We start from the raw sequence: 2760 nt of genomic DNA, 5'->3' as shown, positions 1-2760 counted from the left end.
GCCAAAGCAGCGCCACCCCAAAGCCGCTACGCCGACCTAGCATTCCCGGTACGGATCACTCACCACTCTCCTGGAGAACAGGTGCAACGTAATTAGCTCGCGGCCTGTCTCCCTTGCCATGCTCATCAACCTCAAAGATGACATGCAATCCGACAGGGTTAATGGAATCCCATTTGACCCCTTCTTGCAACGCCGCCCCAGGAAAGAAAACATCGCTAGGGTAGTCCGGATGCGAAATGAACCCGAAGGTTCCGCGCCACGCCTTTACAATTCCCCTTGGCGGCACTTCTGAGGTATCGTCCATTTTTGGCCTGGCCAGTTGCACCAAACCCTCGCAAAGTTGCGATATTTCTTGGCCGATTCCAGTCAGGCGATAAAGTCGACCGACCCGTCCCGGGAAATGACGCCACGCAACACAGCGCTCGAACAGTACAGCGTGATGCTTCACCCCTTTTAGGATACGAATGGCATCGTTTTGGAAGAGGGGCGGAAATACACCAAGTTCACCAACCGCTCGCAGAAAAGAATTCGCGCTTTCCAGTAGCATTTCAGCGAGTCGCTGGTCCCAAGCTCCGGCATCTAGCTCTCTGATCCCCTGAGAGAATCCGGCTGATGCCTTATGCGCGGCCTCTACGGGCCGACGGTCGTCCTCGAGTAGCGACTCAGACCACCGCCGCCATGAGTCGACAAGACTGGTGAGGATGATGAGGCGAAGCCTTCCCCGACCAGTCACGTTTTCGAGCGCCCATTCCAAATGAACCTGTGACTCTTCGTATCGACGAGCCCAAAGGTTGATTCGTCCCAGAAGTTGCGCAGTATCAGCCGTTCGAAAATACTCGTGGGCCGAGTTGGCCAAGGGTAGTGCGGCGTCCACGTCATGGGCACGACCGGCTAGATGCCCTGCAAAGTAGTAGGAGACAACGGGCTTTCCCGCCTCATCCGCCTTACGCAACGCCGATCGATAAAGCGATGTAGCCTGGTCGATCTGATCGTTCTGAGAGAGAATGAACGCCTCTACTCGGTCAACTTCCCAGAACTCTGGGTTCAGTGCACGCGCTCTGGATAGGTAACTTTGCGCACGCTCCAATGAACGCTTCTGCGCTAGAGCGAGCCGCAGCAGATGGGCGGTTGGCTCATCGTGTGCAGAGCGAACTCTCACGACACTCGGAGCAAGTTGTCGCTTACTCTCGTCTGTGCGACGCTGTTCTTCCGAGCGCTTAAATTCCTGCTCCCGCATCAAAGTTCTGCTGATATCCGCCTTTGGTGGTGGTGAAACTCTACGCAAGAAATGTTGAGCAGCCTCCGTAATTTGCACGCGTGAGATCAACTCATCATCGACGTCTGGCTTCTGAGTTACCAGAGATCCCGCACTTAGCTCCTTTACGGCCAGGTTCAAGTCGTCGATCGGAGAGTCCGTCAGGACCGCGAGTTCATCGAAGGTTGAAGAGCGATCAAGAGCGTAGAGAACGGACAAGATCGCTTTAGGTGTCTCGCTGAGAGCGTCGAACACGGACCTGACACAGAAGTCGATCAGTGCGTCCTGATCTGTCAACGTGGGATGGGGTTCTCGCCCTGATTCGACAGACAGCACGTACCATCGAATAGCCAAGGGGCTAAAGCGCAGCCGAGTGACAATTTGCTCGACGGTTTCGTTTTTTAGTCTTGCTAGAAATTCCGCCCTTCCTCCGCGCACTCGCGCGAACGACCTGAATAGCGTTTGTGCGTCTTTCTTTTCCAACGGAGGAAGAGGAATCCGGCGTTCAATCTGTCCGACGCCGATCCTGCTTGTCATGAGATAGGTGACATTGTCAGGAAGAGTCTCATAGAGGGTAACGATCTCACTGCCGCTAACCGTTTCGAGGTTATCGATGATGAGAAGCGTTTCGATTCCTTCCAACGCTCCGGCAAGCTCTTGGGCGCCGCCCTTAAAATCGTCAGCTAGCACCTTACCCAGAATTTGAGTAGCACCGGTGATATCGCGCACCGCGCCGGCAATCTGGATAACGCCGTTAGCTGTCAGCCTCTCCGTCTTGAGAGAGGTCCACAGGATGCATTCATAGGGAGAATCGGGATTATCCAAAAGGGAATAGGCCACTTCAGATGCGAGGGCGGTCTTTCCGATTCCTCCCTCGCCAGTGATAGTGATCATTGGCTCACGACGTCTCAAAAGGTGCTTCACTATGGCGCTGCAGGCTTGAGACCTACCGACAAGCCCGGTGTCGTCGTAATCAAACGGCGGAAGATTGTGAAGGATTCTATCCGAGTACCTTCGGTCGGAGCCGTTAAACGCCGGCTCCCATCCTGGTTCAGCACCCAACTTGTCCAAGGTGTCGCGCATTGTGGGCCAAAAGCGACTCTTGAATTCCCGGCAGGCGCTTACCGCTTTTTCCGCGTCGCCGGTTTGGAGAGGACGCCCGTGCATGACGCGGTTGCGGATAGGTACGAGCGTGTCCATTCGAGGGGTACCTTGGCGTAGTTCCCTGGCTAGCTCGACGGGAAGTGCTTCCCGATGGCGGTTCAGGACATCATACGCCTCACGCATATCTAGATATTCAACAATGGAGAGCTCGTCTTCGCTGGCTTCCGAGTGTCGGCGATCCTCGGCGCGAGGATAACTATCACCTAGCGCCTCGGACTCACTCATATGATCAAGAACATATCGCAAAATCATCTGACGCACGTCGGATTCGAATGAATCTACGAGTACATAAAGCCGTGCACGTGTCATGCGAGTGTGAAGCAAGCTGACCCCCTCCGAGC

General features: G+C 55.0%; 1 protein-coding gene. It reads right to left on the bottom strand.

Features of this window, described 5'->3' with window-relative positions; translation table 11 throughout:
• Window positions 1-55: 55 nt before the first annotated feature.
• On the bottom strand, window positions 56-2644 hold the full coding sequence (locus I8N67_RS41175) for an NB-ARC domain-containing protein (protein ID WP_200309430.1): 2589 nt from the start codon (window positions 2642-2644) through the stop codon (window positions 56-58).
• Between the last annotated feature and the right edge of the window lie 116 nt (window positions 2645-2760).

The sequence above is a fragment of the Streptomyces adelaidensis genome (assembly GCF_016598475.1).
Taxonomy (GTDB): Bacteria; Actinomycetota; Actinomycetes; order Streptomycetales; family Streptomycetaceae; genus Streptomyces; species Streptomyces adelaidensis.
This window is presented reverse-complemented; position numbering and strand designations above follow the sequence as displayed.